The organism is Nitrosomonas sp. GH22 (genome assembly GCF_009833115.1).
Taxonomy (GTDB): domain Bacteria; phylum Pseudomonadota; class Gammaproteobacteria; order Burkholderiales; family Nitrosomonadaceae; genus Nitrosomonas; species Nitrosomonas eutropha.
In genome coordinates this window covers 47,100-64,913 of record NZ_QRCA01000032.1, presented here as the reverse complement: position 1 = coordinate 64,913, position 17,814 = coordinate 47,100, and the positions used below count along the sequence as shown (strand labels likewise).

Sequence of the window (17,814 nt, the reverse complement as noted above, 5' to 3'; positions counted from 1 at the left end):
CCGCACCACGGGATCAGTACCTGTCGTCTAGTCTTCCTTGCGTAACTGCGGAAACAGAATAACATCGCGGATGCTTGGAGAATCTGTCAGCAACATTACTAGCCGATCGATACCGATTCCCTCACCTGCCGTTGGCGGCAATCCGTATTCCAGTGCCTGGATATAGTCAGCGTCATAGTGCATCGCTTCCATATCACCTGCCTCTTTAGCCCTGGCCTGTTCAAGGAAACGACTGGCCTGATCTTCAGGATCATTTAGCTCGGAAAAGCCGTTCGCAATTTCCCGCCCGGCAATATAAAGCTCAAAACGATCCGTAATCTCCGGATTTTGATCATTGCGGCGTGCCAAAGGCGATACCTCGGCCGGATAATCAACGATAAATACGGGTTCAAACAGCAAATGTTCGGTTGTTTCATCAAACAAGGCCAATTGCAGTCCGCCGATTCCACTGTCCGGATTGAATCCGATTCCCTTTGCCTGCAAAATTTTGATCAAATCATCCCTGTTGTTAAGTTGTGCTTCGGAATTTTCAGGGTGGTATTTTAGGATGGCCTGCATGACAGTCAACCGGGCAAAAGGCCGGGCAAGATCCATTTCGCGCTGCTGATAGACAATGCGAGTGGTTCCTAACACCTTCAGCGCAACTTCACGCAGCATGGATTCCGTCAGATCCATCAGGTAATGATGATCTTGATAAGCCTCATAAAACTCCAGCATGGTGAATTCCGGATTATGGCGAGTGGATATACCTTCATTCCTGAAATTACGGTTAATCTCAAAAACTTTTTCCATACCACCCACTACCAACCGCTTCAGGTAAAGTTCCGGTGCGATACGCAGATACAGTGACATATCCAATGCATTATGATGCGTAATAAAAGGTCGAGCAGTAGCCCCTCCTGGAATAGAGTGCATCATCGGCGTTTCAACTTCAAGATAGCCCCGGTTAACCAGAAATTCACGTACTGCCTGAATAATTTTTGAGCGAACCAGGAATACCTTGCGTGTTTCTTCATTTGTAATCAGATCAAGGTAACGTCGCCGGTATTTCTGTTCCTGATCGATAAGGCCATGAAATTTCTCCGGTAGCGGGCGCAAGGATTTAGTCAGAAGACGAAGTCGGGTAACCCGTAATGACAATTCATCCGTCCTGGTTTTGAACAAAATACCTTCCGCGCCGAGAATATCCCCCAGATCATAATGCCTGAATGCTTCGTGAGCGGATTCTCCGGTATGATCATTGGAGATATAGAGCTGTATCCGCCCGCTCATATCTTGGATCGTTGCAAAGCTTGCCTTTCCCATTACACGCTTAAACAACATGCGTCCTGCAACTTTTACTTTAACCTGCCCACTTTCCAGTTCTTCTCTTGAGTCATTATCATACTTTGCATGCAGGTCACGAGCCAGGCTATCCCGACGATAATCATTCGGAAAAGCATTGCCGATCTGGCGCAATGCAGTCAATTTAGAATAACGCTCTGCAATAAGGCTGTTTTCATCCTGGGAAATACCGGATGTATCTTCCTGGGTCATATCTATTCCAAATTTTATGTAATTTTTATTGGTATAAAATCTCTCTGTATCGTACCAAGCGGCACGGACATCCTGGAGCCGCTGCCGCATGCGTAATCAACGTGTATTATATAGTTACTTTACCTGCTCCATTCTAACGGGCTCACGAAAAACCATCTGGCAGGAAACTTACAGTTACACGGCATCGCACGCTGCCTGGGCACATATTACGATCTATGTACTGTCATTTATTCCATGAAAATAATCAACATCTTATTGAATTCAACTGAAAAATATCTGTGAACACGCCTTCAGCCCCTACTCATTTCATTCGTAATATCATTGAAGAAGACAACCGCACCGGTAAGTGGAACGGGCGCGTAGAGACACGCTTCCCGCCCGAGCCAAATGGCTATCTGCATATCGGCCATGCAAAAAGCATTTGCTTGAATTTCGGGCTTGCGCTCGAATATAACGGCGCCTGTCATCTGCGATTCGACGACACAAACCCGGAAAAAGAAGCTCAGGAATACGTCGATGCCATTATTGAATCAGTCCACTGGCTGGGCTTTGACTGGCAGGAACATCTTTACTACGCTTCCGATTATTTTGATCAGCTATATGAATTTGCAGAATATCTGATCACGCAAGACAAGGCCTATGTGGACAGCCTATCGGCAGATGAAATCCGCCGATTACGTGGAACCTTGACTGAAGCAGGTACAAACAGCCCTTATCGTGATCGTCCGCCATCAGAAAGTCTGGATTTGTTCCGGCGCATGCGCGCAAGAGAGTTTCCGGATGGCGCGCACGTACTACGCGCCAAAATTGATATGGCATCCCCCAACATCAATATGCGTGATCCGGTTATCTATCGCATCCGCCATATCCGCCACCAGCGCACGGGTGATAAATGGTGTATCTACCCGATGTACGATTACACCCATTGTATTTCCGATGCTTTGGAGCGGATCACGCATTCCCTTTGCACACTGGAGTTTGAAGATCATCGGCCACTGTATGACTGGATACTGGATCAATTAAGTGAAAAAGTTCCCTGCCACCCGCAGCAGATCGAGTTTGCGCGACTGAATCTGACTTACAGTGTCATGAGCAAGCGTAAACTGATCGAACTGGTAGAGAACAAACTGGTAGATGGCTGGGACGATCCACGCATGAATACATTGGCAGGTCTGCGCCGTCGGGGCTATACGCCGGAATCAATCCGCTTGTTTGCGGAACGAATCGGTATCAGCAAGGCAGATTCCTGGATTGATATGACAGTGCTGGAAGATTGCTTACGCGAAGACCTTAATGAAAACGCACCGCGCCGCATCGCTGTCCTTAATCCGGTGCTGCTGGTCATAGATAACTTTCCAGATGATCAGATGGAAACCTGCTATGCACCCAATCATCCAAAAAAACTCGAACTTGGCACACGCGAACTACCGCTGACAAAACGGCTTTATATTGACCGTGAAGACTTTATGGAGGTGCCAGACAAAGGCTTCTTCCGCCTGGCACCTGGGGCAGAAGTGCGGTTACGTTATGCATATATCGTAAGATGCACACATCTTGTCAAAGATGATCAGGGAAAGATCCTGGAGATTCACTGCACTTACGATCCCGCTACCAAAAGCGGTACTGCCGGGGCTGAAACTCGAAAAGTCCGTGGCAATATTCACTGGCTGTCAGCTACTTATGCCAAGGCTGTTGAAATCAGATTATATGACCGTTTGTTCAGCGACGCACATCCCGACACGGAAGGTAAAGATTTCAAAACCTCGTTAAATCCGGATTCCAGGAAAATTATTGTCGGGTACGTTGAACCTTCTTTACTTGAAACTCAAGCAGAACAGCGTTTTCAGTTTGAGCGCCATGGCTACTTTGTAGCTGATCTGGCAGATACAAAACCGGGAAAGCCGATATTCAATCGAACCGTATCACTACGCAATACCTGGGTGAAAATCACGGACAAGCCGGAGCACAGTGGATAATCAGCAATTGTGTGAATTACATCTGCATATATGACAAATTACCAGGACATTCGCTAAAAAGAACCTTTCTTATTTCACAACCAGATTATTTTCTTGCTATACTTGCCTCTTATTCCAACAACATGAATTGAAACATGTCCTTAAAACATATTGTCATTCTGTTGCTCGGCGCAGGTATGATAGCTGGATGCAGCTCGGTTCCCAAAGATTCAACGCGTGATGGGATTTCACGATATTCATATAAATCCGGATTTGCGATTCCTCAGGGAATTCTGGAAAATGATCCGTCTTTCGTGCGGAAACGTCTGTACAGCCAATATCAGGAATGGCGTGGCACACGCTATCGATTGGGAGGTACAGATCACACTGGGGTAGATTGCTCTGCGCTTGTCAGAATTATCTTCAAGGAAGAATTCGGCTTCACATTGCCCAGAACAGCGCTTTCCCAGGCAGAATTTGGTGAAAAAATCAGTCGGAATGAGCTTATGCCGGGAGATCTGGTGTTCTTCAAAACAGGTGGGCATTCCTGGCATGTAGGGATCTATCTGGATAGCAAGAAATTTCTTCATGCCTCATCCAGTCAAGGAGTCACTATATCCAGCCTGGATAATACATACTGGAAATCCAGATACTGGAAATCCATCAGGATATAAAAATCATACTATCACCCGTCATATTCGGCATGGGTACTGATTCAGGTTCCATACAAACGTCTTTCCAGCCGCATCCGGTTGATAATTGATGCACTGATCTCTTCTATTGATACTCCGGTAGTATCGATAAACGGGATATTAAACTGCTGGTACAGTTCATTTTGCCACTGAAGTTCACGTTGGCATTCAACGAATGAAGCATAATGACTGCCCGGATACCGTTCCACACGAACAGCCTGAAGCCGTGACGTGCTCAATGTCAATCCAAACAATTTCTCACGCAGTGGTTGTAACAACGAAGGAAGACGCACGACTCCCATATCTTCTGGCGTAAATGGATAATTAGCAGCAAGCACTCCATACTGCAAAGCCAGATACACACACACTGGGGTTTTACCAGAGCGTGATACTCCTACCAAAATCACGTCAGCATCGGCAAGAATTTTAGAGTTACTACCATCATCACTGTTCAGCGCATACTGAATCGCAGCAATACGTCGAAAATAGGAAGCATCCTGGCCAAGAATATGGGAGCGTCCGGGTATGCGCACAGGCGACTGTTGCAGTGCCGTTTCCAGCACACCAAGACAAGATTCAAAAAAATCAATAAGATAACAATCAGCCTGACGGACAGAAGCGAGGATAACCGGATCCAGCAATGTGCTAAACACCAATGATGGCTGGCCTTCCTGCTTCGCAATTGTATTGATACGATCAATGATCTCCTGAACCTTAGCTGCACTGTCCAGGAAAGAAGCATAGTGCTTCTTCCACTCTATTCCATCGAACTGGGTCAACAGACTATGACCCAGTGTTTCCGCTGTAATGCCCGTACGATCAGACAGAAAAAAAACGCTGCGTTGTAACATCGCCCTACTGCTCCCGGTCCGCCAGATGCAGCCAGGTGCTCACTACCGTGTCCTGATTAAGAGAAAGGCTGCTGATACCCTGTTCAACCAGCCAGCGTGCAAAATCCGGATAATCAGAGGGTGCCTGGCCGCAAATACCAATATATTTCCCCTGTTTGTGGCAAGCATCAATTGCCATTTTCAGCAGCCGCTTCACAGCTGGATTACGCTCATCGAATAAATGAGCAACGAGCTCCGAATCACGATCCAGCCCAAGTACCAGCTGGGTCATATCATTAGACCCGATGGAAAACCCATCGAAGTATTCGAGAAATTCTTCAGCCAACACAGCATTGGAAGGAATTTCGCACATCATGATTAAACGTAGTCCATTGCTTCCGCGTTTTAATCCATTAGCCGCCAGTAATTCTGTAATCTGCTGCGCCTCTTCCAGGGTTCGACAAAAAGGAACCATCACTTCAACATTGGTAAAACCCATTTCATCACGTACCTTGCGCAAAGCCCGACACTCTAGCTCAAAGCAGGCACGAAAAGAATCAGCAAGATAACGTGAAGTACCACGAAATCCAATCATCGGATTTTCCTCATGTGGTTCAAAGCGATCTCCCGCAATCAGATTCGCGTATTCATTAGATTTAAAATCAGATAGACGCACAATCACCGGATGTGGGTGAAAAGCTGCCGCCAACGTGGCAATACCTTCCACCAGTTTCTCAATATAGAAAGACACCGGGTCGGGGTAACCTGTCGTTCGCTTACTGACAGATGCTTTCAGATCATCCGGAAGCGCATCAAATTCCAGCACGGCCCGGGGATGGATACCAATATTGTTGGCGACGATAAATTCCAGACGTGCCAGCCCCACTCCATGATTGGGCAGTTGTGAAAATGCAAAAGCCTGCGCAGGATTTCCGATATTCAACATGATCTTGACTGGTAATTCAGGCAGCTTACTGATCTCTGAACAAGTATGCTGAAAAGGAAGCAGACCTTCATAAACAAAACCTGTATCTCCTTCCGCACAGGATATGGTCACCGCCTGGCCATCGCTGATTTTTGTCGTGGCCAGCTCACACCCGACCACCGCAGGAATGCCCAGCTCGCGCGCAACAATAGCAGCGTGACAGGTACGCCCGCCACGATTGGTCACAATCGCTGCGGCTCGTTTCATGATTGGCTCCCAATCCGGATCTGTCATGTCCGTTACCAGCACGTCGCCCGGCTGAATCTCGGCCATCTGCCCCGCGCTCATAATGACCCGCGCCGTTCCCTGTCCGATCTTCTGGCCGATCGCGCGCCCCTGCACCAGCACCGGGCCTCGTCCGCTCAGGTGAAATTGTTCTACTGATTGCTCGGCACGACCTTTCACCGTTTCCGGGCGGGCCTGGACAATATAAATCTGTCCATCTATTCCATCCAGTGCCCATTCGATATCCATCGGCCGGTTGTAGTGCTGTTCGATGATCACCGCCTGTCGGGCCAATAATTCAATTTGCTCATCGGACAAACTGAAACGCTGACTTCGTTCCGGCGATACCGGCTGTACCACGGTCGCCTGCCCTGCCTGCTCATCGCTATAGATCATCTCGGTTGCCTTGGCTCCCAGCCGGCGGGAAAGAATTGCGGGCAATCCCACCTTAAGATTTTGTTTATAAACAATAAACTCATCCGGATTGACTGTTCCCTGTACGACGGTTTCCCCCAAACCATAAGCAGAAGTAATAAACACCACATCCCGAAAGCCAGATTCAGTATCAAGTGTAAATATCACGCCACTGGCACCTTTATCGCTGCGCGCCATCCGTTGTACGCCCGCAGATAAAAATACCTGATCATGATGAAACCCGTGATGGGTCCGATAGGAAATCGCCCGGTCCGTATAAAGTGAAGCAAACACTCTTCTGAGTGCACTGAACAGGTTATCAAGCCCCTGCACGTTCAGCAGCGTCTCCTGCTGGCCGGCAAAGGAGGCATCCGCTAGATCCTCAGCTGTTGCCGATGAACGTACTGCAAAGGATACTTTCTCACCCGAATCAGCAATGAGCTTCTGGTATGCCCGAGTCACTACTTCTACCAGATCATCCGGCAGCGTGGCGGCAAGCAACCAAGAGCGAATCTGTTTACCCGCAACGGCCAACGCCTCCACATCGTCAACATCCAGTGGGGTCAATAATTGATTGATGCGATCATTCAAATCATTGATCCTGAGAAATTCACGATAAGCGTATGTTGTCGTAGCAAATCCGCCAGGCACTTTCACCCCGGCGCGGGAAAGATTGCCGATCATCTCCCCCAGCGAGGCATTCTTGCCCCCTACGCTCGCCACATCGTTCATACCTACCTGATCCAGCCACAAAATATAGTCAGGATGACCAGCCATAACTTACTCTCATTGAAAAACAGAACGGATACGATAACATCTGTGCACTATCGTCTTCTTTTATCAAAATAAATAACCTGAACGAACCATGGATTGCTATCTGTCTGGGGGTCGGACAAATATTGCGGCAGCAACATGCCTTCCTTCAGACGACAGAATATTGTAGGTTCTGCATACTGCGTGCGTATCCATTGTCTCGAATCCAATTCCGCGAGCCAGTATTTTTTTTATCAGCGATGCATTTGGAAACTGTAATGATATTCCTGTTCCGAGCAAAATAATTTCCGGCTGCACTGCCAGCAATGGATCAAAATGCTCCATTTCCAACTGGTTAATACTGCTTACTGGCCAGTGTTCAACAATTTGTTCCGGCAGCACGATCATGCTATCTGTATACCGCACCTGATTGACCGCAACATAACCATCTCCGTAACCGGAAAAAATGTTCAAACCGGAGTTATCCGAAAGATGTAATTTCATATAAATCCTTTCGTAACGAAAAATTCAGCTTTGATCCGGCTGGATAATCAGCCCAACCATTTTCATTCAGGACACTTCTAACAATTGATTTTCCAGACAAATAGCAACGTTGTGCAGGTACTCCCTGCCTCACCTATCTACTTGTTACTTGTTTGACAGATCTCGTTGCTGCGCCCATACGCCTTGCACCACATCCCGCACAGCTGAGTTTTTAGAAATGTCCTTTAATAAAAATCAGCGTAACATGGTATGCTTTTTCCGTATTTTAAATAGAATTTTCTCTATCCGTCCATGCAACCCATCAAAAAATCCAGCAAACTCAACCATGTCTGCTATGACATACGGGGACCGGTTCTTGATCGTGCCAGACAGATGGAGGAAGATGGGCATCGTATCATCAAGCTCAATATCGGCAACCCTGCTTCCTTCGGGTTTGAAGCGCCGGACGAAATCTTGCAGGATGTCATCCAAAACCTTTCTGCCGCATCCGGTTATTGCGATTCCAAAGGGCTGTTCGCCGCTCGTAAAGCGATCATGCATTACACGCAGGAAAAAAATATCGCCAACGTGCGGATGGATGACATCTACGTCGGGAATGGCGTATCAGAACTGATCATGCTGGCTACCCAGGCGCTGCTGGAAAATGATGATGAAGTGCTGGTTCCCTCGCCGGATTATCCCTTATGGACGGCTGCAGTCTCTCTGGCGGGCGGAATCGCGCGACATTATATATGCGACGAACAATCTGACTGGCTGCCGGATCCGGAAAACATAAAAGCCAAGGTCAACAGCAGAACCCGGGCAATCGTCATCATCAACCCCAACAACCCTACTGGCGCACTGTATCCGGATGATTTGTTGCGCGATATCATAGAAATTGCCCGACAAAACAACCTGATCATTTTTGCTGACGAAATCTACGACAAAATCCTTTATGACTCTGCCCGCCATACTTCAATTGCCTCGTTGGCCAATGATGTTCCATTTGTAACATTCAACGGCTTATCCAAAAATTATCGCGCCGCTGGCTTTCGTTCCGGCTGGGCAGTTGTCTCCGGCGACAAAACACGAGCGCGGGATTACATTGCCGGGCTCAATATGCTGGCATCCATGCGTTTGTGCGCCAATGTTCCAGCACAATTCGGCATCCAGACTGCACTGGGTGGCTATCAAAGTATTCACGATCTCACCATGCCCACCGGGCGGCTAAAGCGCCAGCGTGACCTGGCCTGGAAACTGCTCACCGACATTCCGGGCGTGACCTGCGTTAAACCCCAAAGCGCACTGTACCTGTTCCCGCGGTTGGACCCCGCCTATTATCCGATTACAGATGATGAACAATTTGCACTGGATCTGCTACTGGAAGAAAAGGTACTCATCGTTCAGGGAACCGGGTTCAACTGGTCTCAGCCCGATCATTTCCGGATTGTATTTCTGCCTAACAGTGACGATCTAACCGAAGCCATCGGCCGTATCGCACAGTTTTTAGGCCGCTATCGCGCTCGTCACAGCTGCTAATCCTACCTCCTGGAAAGCACGGTAACCAAGCGGGTAACTAACGTACTCCACTTTATTCCGTATATAATCTTCGGTTTATCCTTATTGATACACAAAAAATTCCGTTATGAAGCCAATTCATGTAGGACTGCTCGGCGTTGGCACCGTTGGTAGCGGTACTTATACCGTTCTGAAACGCAACCAGCAGGAAATCACACGCAGAACTGGTCGCAATATCATCATTCGCATGATCGCCGATCTGGATCAGGAAAAGGCACGTGCTCTGGTCGCGGGTGACGATGTCGTCGTCACATCCGATGCACTTGAAATTGCCAGACATCCCGACATTGACATCATCGTCGAACTGATCGGAGGGCAAGCTATCGCCAAACAAGCGATACTTGAAGCCATTACTCACGGCAAACATGTCATTACTGCCAATAAGGCACTGCTGGCAAATCATGGCAATGAAATCTTTGCTGCCGCACAACAACGCAATGTTATCGTCGCATTTGAGGCGGCCGTGGCGGGAGGCATTCCCATCATCAAGGCTCTGCGAGAAGGTCTGGCAGCCAACCGCATTGAATGGATTGCCGGCATTATTAACGGAACCAGTAACTTCATCCTGTCGGAGATGCGTGTCAAAGGGCTGGACTTCAGCACCGTTCTCGCCAGCGCACAGCAGCTGGGTTATGCCGAGGCTGACCCAACCTATGATATAGAAGGCATCGATGCTGCTCACAAAATCACCATCATGGCGGCACTTGCCTTTGGCATTCCGGTTCGGTTCGATCAAACTTACATCGAAGGAATCACCAAACTGGCCAATGACGATATTCGTTATGCTGAAGAATTAGGCTATCGCATCAAACTGCTGGGTATTACCAAACGCACGACCAATGGCATTGAGTTGCGTGTCCACCCGGCGCTGATTCCAGTCAAACGACTGATTGCCAATGTAGAAGGTGTAATGAATGCGATCATCGTAAAAGGGGATGCAGTCGGGCCGACGCTGTATTATGGTGCCGGGGCCGGTGCGGAACCTACTGCCAGCGCAGTGATCGCTGATCTGGTAGATGTCACACGTCTGCTCACCTCCAGCCCGGAACACCGGGTGCCCGTGCTGGCATTCCTGCCGGAGCTGCTGTCTGACACACCCATCATACCGATGGAGGCAGTGGAAACCGCCTATTACCTGCGGCTGCAGGTCACGGATAAACCTGGTGTGCTGGCCGATATCACCCGCATCCTGGCAGACAGTGAAATCTCCATCAGTGCAATGATCCAGAAAGAGCATGCAGATGGGGAAGACAAGGTCAACATCATTATGCTTTTGCACAAAACCAGGGAAAAGAACATCAATACAGCTATTGAAAAAATACAGAACCTTCCAGCTATGGCTGATAAAATCATTCGGATTCGACTTGAGGAGCTTGGCAGTTAAAATTGCACAGCTTTTCAAATTTTGCTGTATTCATATTCAATTCAATCCTTGATTTCTTTCGGAATTGATCAGCTTCCAACGCGAAGCACCTGGTTGTTTCTTTCCTCGTTTATCACAGACTAATATGCGTTATCTCTCGACCCGAGGCGGCATGCTGCCCAAAACATTTACTGAAATTCTGTTAGGCGGACTGGCTCCGGATGGCGGGCTGGCCATGCCTGAATCTTATCCTAAAATCAGCCCGGCAGAGCTTGAATCCTGGCGCTCGCTTGACTACCCGTCGCTTGCATTTGAAATTCTGTCGCGTTTTATGGATGACATCCCCGCCGACGATTTGCGCACCTTAATTACACGCACCTATACGGACGAAATTTTTGGCAGTGAGGAGGTCACTCCTGTCCAGACACTGGAATCCAATCTGCACCTGCTGCACCTGTCTAATGGCCCTACCCTGGCGTTCAAGGACATCGCCATGCAGTTCCTGGGCAACCTGTTCGAGTATGTGCTTGCAAAAAATAATGATGAATTGAATATCCTGGGCGCAACTTCTGGTGATACCGGCTCCAGTGCAGAATATGCCATGCGCGGCAAACGGGGCATTCGCGTATTCATGTTGTCACCTTACGGAAAAATGAGTGCTTTTCAGACCGCACAAATGTTCTCGTTACAGGATAACAACATTTTCAATATTGCTATCGAAGGTGTATTTGATGATTGCCAGGATATTGTCAAAACTGTCAGTAACGACCAGGTATTCAAGCAAAAATACCGGATCGGTGCGGTCAATTCGATCAACTGGGCGCGTATCGCCGCGCAAATTATCTATTACTTCAAGGCCTATTTTGCAGTTACCCGCTCTAACGGGGAAGCAGTATCTTTTTCAGTCCCTTCCGGCAACTTCGGCAACATTTTTGCCGGCCATGTCGCCCGTATGATGGGCCTACCCATCAAGCAACTGATTCTGGCAACTAATGAAAATGATGTGCTGAATGAGTTTTTTCGTACCGGTTTATATCGTCCCCGCACAACAACTGAAACGAAGCAAACCAGCAGCCCTTCAATGGATATCTCCAAAGCATCAAATTTTGAGCGGTTTATCTTCGATCTGACCGGTCGGGATGCGGCACGCATCAAAGAACTCTGGAAATTGGTTGATCAAGGAGGATCATTCGATCTTTCCGATACTGATCTATGGAAAAAAATCAGGGATTTTGGCATTATTTCTGGAACCAGCAACCATGCTGAACGCATCACCACTATTCGAAAGATACACCATAAATTCAATATCCTGATTGACACACACACAGCAGATGGCCTGAAAGTGGGTATGGAATTGCGCGAACCTGATGTTCCACTCATCTGCCTGGAAACAGCACTGCCAGTCAAGTTTGCGGACAGTATCCAGGAAGCAGTCGGATTCGTACCGGAACAACCGGATGGATACGATAACCTGGAGAAACTGCCCCAGCGTTTTGAACGTATGACAGCAGATGCCGAACAAGTTAAACGGTTCATTGCCCATCAGGTTGGGCCATCAAATCAGATGCACGGATAACGAAAAAACTGACCCCGATCCTGGTACATTGTAATCATCTTCTTAACGTTATCATAAAATCATCTGTATTCTTTCGGAACAAGGTATTTTTCTGATCAAATTAAAATAAACGGAAAAAGGAGTGCATTATGCTGTTCTCGATTAGTCGCTATGATCCGGACAAGGATGAAAAACCGTACATGCAGGATTATGACGTTGAGCTCGCACCGACAGATAAAATGCTGCTGGATGCGCTGATACGTATCAAGGCCATTGATGACAGTCTCAGTCTGCGCCGCTCCTGTCGGGAAGGTGTGTGCGGTTCCGATGCCATGAATATCAATGGTCGAAATAATCTTGCCTGCATCACACCGCTTGCTGACCTGCGTGAACCTGTGGAAATCCGGCCTCTACCGGGATTGCCGATTATTCGCGATCTGATTGTTGATATGAGCCAGTTTTTCAAGCAATATCATTCAATCAAGCCCTATCTGATCAATAATGACCCGCCGCCAGAAACCGAGCGTTTACAATCCCAGGGAGAACGCGCTCGCCTGGATGGTCTCTATGAATGCATTCTGTGTGCCTGTTGCACCTCTGCCTGCCCTTCATTCTGGTGGAATCCCGACAAATTTGTCGGGCCGGCCGGATTGCTACAAGCCTATCGTTTTCTGGCCGACAGCCGGGATCAGGCCACTTCTGAACGGCTGGATGATCTGGAGGACCCCTACCGTTTATTCCGTTGCCATTCCATCATGAATTGTGTCGATGCCTGCCCCAAGGGATTAAACCCGACCGCCGCGATAGAAAGTATAAAAATCATGATGCTGAATAAAACGGTATGAACCACCAGGCCCGCATGCGCTGGCGTTGTCGTCGCGGCATGCTGGAACTGGATATCGTTCTGTTGCGCTTCATGGATGCTCATTATGAACAGCTGGATGAGCAGCAACATGAACTGTTTGAAGCGCTACTAACGTACCCAGATCATGATCTGTGGAATATGATTGCCCGTAATACGGGAGTACCTGATGAAGCATTTCGGCCCATATTGAGACTTTTACAGGAAAATTAACCAAAACCCTGGTCATCTATCAGGAAAATTTGAATTGCAGGATAAATGGAGAAAATTATGCCCCCACAAGATGTTGCCACTTTGTCACCGGGTGAAAACAAGAAAACGATTGAACTGCCCATTCTGTCCGGTAATGAGGGTCCTGATGTTATTGATATTCGCTCGTTATACGCTCAAAGCAATATGTTCACCTACGATCCCGGGTTTGTATCCACCGCCAGCTGCAAATCAGCCATTACATTCATCGATGGTGATCAAGGTATCCTGCTGTATCGCGGCTACCCGATCGAACAACTGGCCACCCGCTGTGACTTCATGGAAGTCAGCTATCTGCTGCTGAATGGAGAATTGCCTACAGCAGACCAAAAAAAGCAATTCGTCAATAACATCAAAAACCATACGATGCTGCATGAGCAAATGATCAAGTTTCTCAGCGGATTTCGCCGCGATGCACATCCCATGGCGGTCATGGTCGGCGTGGTGGGTGCATTGTCTGCTTTTTATCATGACGCCATGGACGTTTCTGATGCGCCACATCGTGAACAATCCATATTTCGTCTGATTGCCAAACTACCAACCATTACGGCAATTGCCTATAAATATAATATCGGCCAGCCTTTCATCTATCCTCGTAATGATCTGGGCTTTACGGAAAACTTCCTGCACATGATGTTTGCCACGCCAGCCGAGAAATATGTTCCCAACCCGGTCATTGTCAGGGCACTGGATCGCATTCTGATTCTGCATGCGGATCACGAGCAAAATGCTTCCACATCAACAGTCCGTCTGGCGGGCTCAAGCGGTGCCAATCCATTTGCCTGCATCTCTGCCGGGATTACCTGCTTATGGGGTCCGGCGCATGGCGGCGCGAATGAAGCCTGCCTCAATATGCTGGAAGAAATCGGAGACGTTTCACGCATCAATGAATACATTACCCGCGCCAAGGACAAGAATGATCCTTTCCGGCTGATGGGCTTTGGCCACCGGGTCTACAAAAACTTTGATCCACGCGCCACACTGATGCGCGACACCTGCCACGAAGTACTGGATGAACTGGGGCTACATAATGACCGGCTGTTTAAGCTTGCTCTGGAGCTGGAAAGAATCGCCCTGGAAGATGACTTTTTTATTACCAGAAAGCTGTACCCCAACGTTGACTTCTACTCGGGAATCGTACAACGGGCGCTGGGTATCCCAACATCCATGTTTACTGCCATTTTTGCTACCGCACGTACCGTTGGCTGGGTTGCGCAGTGGAACGAGATGATCTCTGATCCGGAACAGAAAATAGGTAGACCCCGCCAATTATATGTTGGAGTCCCGCGCAGAGATGTACCATGACAACCATGGCTATATCTGATCAACAGGAAATTTACAAACCTGGCGGCTACAGCTGGCAAGAATAAAAGACAAGCAGCAGATTACCCGTACCTCGCCATTTGTCTTTTTCTCTGCCCCCAGAAAATATGTTGCGGTAATTTCACAGGCTTCAGGTGGCTATCGTGATAAAACAACTTTTAGAAGATTCAAAACTGTTCGGCACCAATGCGGCATTCATCGAAATGCTCTATGACCAATATCTGGAAGATCAAACCAGTGTACCGGATCAATGGCGCCTGTATTTCGACTCACTGCAGCCAACAGAAAGTATTTCCATCCGGGACATTTCCCATACTCCGGTTATCGAGTCACTGATTCGATCAGCTGCACGGGATGAATCTTCCCTTTCCGACACTTCCTCAAAACAGGCGGAACAGCAAGCTATTGACTTTGAAGTACAGGAACGTAAACAAATTGCTGTTCTGCAGCTGATCAACACCTACCGCTTCCTGGGCGTGCGCAGAGCAAACCTTGACCCGCTCAATTTGCAGCAAAAACAGGATGTTCCCGAACTTGACCCGGAATTTCACGGGTTGACTGACGTAGACATGGACAAGGTATTTCATACCGGCTCTCTTGTCGGCCCGGAACATGCCACCTTGCAGGAAATTTTGCATAGATTGCAACAAACCTATTGCGGCAGCATTGGTGCAGAATACATGTACATCACGGATGTGAAACAGAAACGCTGGCTACAAAACCGGCTCGAATCCGTCTGCTCCCAGCCCAATTTCACCCCAGAGTACAAACGCCATATTCTTGAGCGGCTGACCGCTGCAGAAGGCCTGGAGCAATATCTGCACACTCGTTACGTTGGCCAGAAACGCTTTTCCGGGGAAGGTAATGAAAGTCTCATCCCAATGCTGGATAAACTGCTGCAACATGCGGGAACAGCAGGTGTACAGGAAATTGTCATGGGAATGGCTCATCGCGGACGCTTGAGTGTACTGGTCAATACGCTGGGGAAAATGCCTTCCGAGCTGTTTCAGGAATTTGAAGGCAAACAGCCGCAGGAGCTGACTTCCGGCGATGTCAAATATCACCAGGGATTTTCTTCCGCAGTCATGACGCCGGGTGGTGTTATGCGCCTGGCACTTGCGTTCAATCCGTCACACCTCGAAATCGTCAACCCGGTGGTGGAAGGCTCTGTACGCGCACGCCAACACCGAATTGGCGATAAAAATGGTGATCTGATCGTTCCGGTGCTGATCCACGGCGATGCTTCTTTCGCCGGGCAGGGTGTTGTCATGGAAACACTGAACCTGTCACAAACACGAGGGTATGGTACAGGCGGAACGGTTCACATCGTCATCAATAACCAGATTGGTTTCACCACATCAGACCCGCGTGACAGCCGCTCCACACTGTATTGCACAGATGTCGTCAAGATGATTGATGCGCCGGTCCTGCATGTCAACGGAGATGATCCTGATGCAGTCATACTGGCAACTGAAATAGCGCTTGATTTTCGCATGCAATTCCGCAAGGACATCGCGATTGATCTGGTTTGTTTCCGCAAACTGGGCCATAACGAGCAAGATGAGCCCATGGTTACCCAGCCCTCCATGTATCGTGTTATTCATCAACACCCGGGGGTTCGTAAACTCTATGCTGACCGACTCATCCAACAGGGTGTCATCAAGGAAGCCGATGCAGAAGCTATGGTGCAATCCTATCAGGATGCCATGGACGAAGGCCGCAACCCCAACACCACGATCTGCTACGACTACAAATCACCCAATACAGCCAACTGGGCGCCTTTCCTATCCCCCGCGAAATGGAATCAACCGGTAAAAACCGGTGTATCTATTGAAGATCTGAAACATCTGTCTGAGCGCCTGACCACTATTCCAGCCACGTTCCAATTACACCCCAGGGTTGAGAAAGTCATTGAAGATCGGCGAAAAATGGGCGAAGGCAGCTTGCCGCTTGATTGGGGGATGGCCGAAAGCCTGGCCTATGCCGCCTTGCTGAAAGAAGGTTATCCGGTGCGTATTTCCGGACAGGATAGTGGACGCGGTACATTTTTTCACCGCCATGCTGTCCTCCATGACCAGAATCGTGAACAGGATCAATGGGAAGATGGCATATATATTCCTCTGCGCTATATCACTCCTAAACAATCTGATTTCGTTGTGATTGATTCAATCCTCTCAGAAGAAGCAGTGCTGGGTTTTGAATATGGTTATGCCACGGCGCGACCGGATGAACTCGTCATCTGGGAAGCACAGTTTGGAGATTTTGCCAACGGCGCTCAGGTTGTGATCGATCAGTTTATCGCTTCAGGTGAAGCCAAGTGGGGACGCCTGTGCGGCCTGGTTTTATTTTTGCCGCATGGTTATGAAGGACAGGGACCAGAACATTCCTCCGCGCGCCTGGAACGATTCCTGCAGCTATGTGCTGAATACAATATCCAGGTATGTATCCCCTCCACGCCGGCACAGATCTTTCATTTACTCCGGCGACAGATGATCCGGCCGATACGCAAACCGCTGATCGTCATTACCCCAAAAAGTATGCTGCGTCACAAGGAAGCAGTCTCATCTCTGGAAGAACTGGCAAACGACCAATTTCAGCCTATTATTTCTGAAACAGGAACATTTGCAACAGAGAAAATAAAGCGTCTGATCGTCTGCAGCGGAAAAATATACTATGAGCTGATCGCCTATCGACGTGAACATGCCATCACCAATATGGCCATCATCCGACTGGAGCAGCTTTATCCATTTCCGCACGAAGATTTTCAGGCGGAAATCAATCACTACGCACGCACGCAAGAAATCCTCTGGTGCCAGGAAGAACCAGGTAACCAGGGTGCCTGGCATCGTATTCAGCACTACCTGCTGCGCCACATGCGACCAGATCAAAAACTGGGATATGCACTCCGGCCTTCATCTGCTTCCCCCTCGGTCGGGTATTTCGCAATGGATAGATTCAGGCAAAGAGAATTAATTGAAGCGGCATTTCGCGACACAATCTGACAAGGTTAT

At 48.4% G+C, this 17,814-nt stretch carries 13 protein-coding genes; 9 read left to right on the top strand and 4 right to left on the bottom strand.

Going from position 1 to position 17,814, the window contains the following annotated elements; genetic code table 11:
- Window positions 1-27: 27 nt before the first annotated feature.
- Entirely contained in the window at window positions 28-1,536 is a 1,509-nt protein-coding gene (lysS, locus tag ABF86_RS10040; RefSeq protein WP_074684869.1) for a lysine--tRNA ligase, read from the bottom strand.
- Between the two features lie 278 nt (window positions 1,537-1,814).
- On the opposite strand from lysS, the gene ABF86_RS10035 reads away from it, so the two are divergent.
- Entirely contained in the window at window positions 1,815-3,512 is a 1,698-nt protein-coding gene (locus ABF86_RS10035; protein WP_074684819.1) for a glutamine--tRNA ligase/YqeY domain fusion protein, read from the top strand.
- Between the two features lie 134 nt (window positions 3,513-3,646).
- Window positions 3,647-4,165, top strand: coding sequence for an NlpC/P60 family protein (locus ABF86_RS10030; protein ID WP_074684820.1), 519 nt, complete (start codon window positions 3,647-3,649; stop codon window positions 4,163-4,165).
- A 41-nt stretch (window positions 4,166-4,206) separates the two neighbouring features.
- On the opposite strand, the gene ABF86_RS10025 is transcribed toward ABF86_RS10030, so the two are convergent.
- The 3 genes from ABF86_RS10025 to ABF86_RS10015 all read right to left on the bottom strand — a co-directional run bounded on the left by ABF86_RS10025 (window position 4,207) and on the right by ABF86_RS10015 (window position 7,894).
- A complete protein-coding gene (locus ABF86_RS10025; RefSeq protein ID WP_011633957.1) occupies window positions 4,207-5,034 on the bottom strand; it encodes a pyruvate, water dikinase regulatory protein in 828 nt (275 codons plus the stop codon).
- A gap of 4 nt (window positions 5,035-5,038) precedes the next feature.
- The gene (ppsA, locus tag ABF86_RS10020; protein ID WP_074684821.1) at window positions 5,039-7,414 is read right to left on the bottom strand and encodes a phosphoenolpyruvate synthase; all 2,376 of its coding nucleotides are present in this window, start codon (window positions 7,412-7,414) and stop codon (window positions 5,039-5,041) included.
- A gap of 96 nt (window positions 7,415-7,510) precedes the next feature.
- On the bottom strand, window positions 7,511-7,894 hold the full coding sequence (locus ABF86_RS10015; protein WP_011633955.1) for an Mth938-like domain-containing protein: 384 nt from the start codon (window positions 7,892-7,894) through the stop codon (window positions 7,511-7,513).
- A 291-nt stretch (window positions 7,895-8,185) separates the two neighbouring features.
- Here ABF86_RS10015 and ABF86_RS10010 point away from each other — a divergent pair, with 291 nt between their 5' ends.
- The 7 genes from ABF86_RS10010 to ABF86_RS09980 all read left to right on the top strand — a co-directional run bounded on the left by ABF86_RS10010 (window position 8,186) and on the right by ABF86_RS09980 (window position 17,805).
- Window positions 8,186-9,412 (top strand): pyridoxal phosphate-dependent aminotransferase, encoded by a 1,227-nt coding sequence (locus ABF86_RS10010; RefSeq protein ID WP_011633954.1) that lies wholly within the window; start codon window positions 8,186-8,188, stop codon window positions 9,410-9,412.
- 106 nt (window positions 9,413-9,518) lie between these two features.
- Window positions 9,519-10,835 (top strand): homoserine dehydrogenase, encoded by a 1,317-nt coding sequence (locus ABF86_RS10005; protein WP_011633953.1) that lies wholly within the window; start codon window positions 9,519-9,521, stop codon window positions 10,833-10,835.
- A gap of 124 nt (window positions 10,836-10,959) precedes the next feature.
- A complete protein-coding gene (gene thrC / locus ABF86_RS10000) occupies window positions 10,960-12,390 on the top strand; it encodes a threonine synthase (protein ID WP_011633952.1) in 1,431 nt (476 codons plus the stop codon).
- A gap of 128 nt (window positions 12,391-12,518) precedes the next feature.
- Window positions 12,519-13,214 (top strand): succinate dehydrogenase iron-sulfur subunit, encoded by a 696-nt coding sequence (locus tag ABF86_RS09995; protein WP_011633951.1) that lies wholly within the window; start codon window positions 12,519-12,521, stop codon window positions 13,212-13,214.
- The gene (locus ABF86_RS09990) at window positions 13,211-13,444 is read left to right on the top strand and encodes a succinate dehydrogenase assembly factor 2 (protein ID WP_011633950.1); all 234 of its coding nucleotides are present in this window, start codon (window positions 13,211-13,213) and stop codon (window positions 13,442-13,444) included. Before ABF86_RS09995 ends, ABF86_RS09990 begins: the two co-directional genes overlap by 4 nt.
- Before the next feature lie 57 nt (window positions 13,445-13,501).
- The gene (gltA, locus tag ABF86_RS09985) at window positions 13,502-14,785 is read left to right on the top strand and encodes a citrate synthase (RefSeq protein WP_011633949.1); all 1,284 of its coding nucleotides are present in this window, start codon (window positions 13,502-13,504) and stop codon (window positions 14,783-14,785) included.
- 161 nt (window positions 14,786-14,946) lie between these two features.
- Window positions 14,947-17,805 carry a 2-oxoglutarate dehydrogenase E1 component gene (locus ABF86_RS09980; RefSeq protein ID WP_074684822.1) on the top strand — a complete coding sequence of 953 codons (2,859 nt, stop codon included), beginning with the start codon at window positions 14,947-14,949 and terminating at the stop codon, window positions 17,803-17,805.
- Window positions 17,806-17,814: the final 9 nt, after the last annotated feature.

Coding starts and splice junctions, on each gene's coding strand:
- lysS (WP_074684869.1), bottom strand. CDS start 1,536: ATGACCCAGGAAGATACATCCGGTATTTCCCAGGATGAAAACAGCCTT.
- ABF86_RS10030 (WP_074684820.1), top strand. CDS start 3,647: ATGTCCTTAAAACATATTGTCATTCTGTTGCTCGGCGCAGGTATGATA.
- ABF86_RS10025 (WP_011633957.1), bottom strand. CDS start 5,034: ATGTTACAACGCAGCGTTTTTTTTCTGTCTGATCGTACGGGCATTACA.
- ppsA (WP_074684821.1), bottom strand. CDS start 7,414: ATGGCTGGTCATCCTGACTATATTTTGTGGCTGGATCAGGTAGGTATG.
- ABF86_RS10015 (WP_011633955.1), bottom strand. CDS start 7,894: ATGAAATTACATCTTTCGGATAACTCCGGTTTGAACATTTTTTCCGGT.
- ABF86_RS10010 (WP_011633954.1), top strand. CDS start 8,186: ATGCAACCCATCAAAAAATCCAGCAAACTCAACCATGTCTGCTATGAC.
- ABF86_RS10005 (WP_011633953.1), top strand. CDS start 9,519: ATGAAGCCAATTCATGTAGGACTGCTCGGCGTTGGCACCGTTGGTAGC.
- thrC (WP_011633952.1), top strand. CDS start 10,960: ATGCGTTATCTCTCGACCCGAGGCGGCATGCTGCCCAAAACATTTACT.
- ABF86_RS09995 (WP_011633951.1), top strand. CDS start 12,519: ATGCTGTTCTCGATTAGTCGCTATGATCCGGACAAGGATGAAAAACCG.
- ABF86_RS09990 (WP_011633950.1), top strand. CDS start 13,211: ATGAACCACCAGGCCCGCATGCGCTGGCGTTGTCGTCGCGGCATGCTG.
- gltA (WP_011633949.1), top strand. CDS start 13,502: ATGCCCCCACAAGATGTTGCCACTTTGTCACCGGGTGAAAACAAGAAA.